Here is a 482-nt window from a genome sequence, read left to right as displayed (position 1 = left end):
GCGTGGTGTGCGAGGAGGGTGCGGGCTTCCTGGCGGGTGGTGCCGGAGTCCTGGATGCCGTCGGCGATGTGGGCCAGGTGGGCGGGGATTTCGCGGCCTTTCTTGCGCATCGCGGTGGCCCAGAGGCGTCCGGCGCGGTAGGAGGAGCGGACCAGGGGGCCGGACATGACGCCGAGGAAGCCGATTTCCTCGGCTTCGGTGGCGAGCTCGACGAATTCCTGGGGTTTGACCCAGCGGTCCACGGGCAGGTGCCGTTCGGAGGGGCGCAGGTACTGGGTGATGGTGATCAGGTCACAGCCGGCGGCGTGCAGGTCGGCCAGGGCTTCGGAGATCTCTTCGCGGGTTTCGCCCATGCCCAGGATCAGGTTGGATTTGGTGACCATGCCGTGGGTGCGGCCCTGGGTGATGACGTCCAGGGAGCGGTCGTAGCGGAACGCGGGGCGGATGCGTTTGAAGATCCGGGGCACGGTTTCGACGTTGTG

1 pseudogene is annotated in these 482 nt (G+C 67.8%); it reads right to left on the bottom strand.

Annotated features, from left to right (window positions below):
- A pseudogene (locus tag NFJ07_RS25680) lies at window positions 1-482 on the bottom strand (lipoyl synthase); the annotation flags it as partial.

The organism is Arthrobacter sp. B2a2-09, assembly GCF_027587375.1.
GTDB lineage: Bacteria > Actinomycetota > Actinomycetes > Actinomycetales > Micrococcaceae > Arthrobacter.
This window is presented reverse-complemented; position numbering and strand designations above follow the sequence as displayed.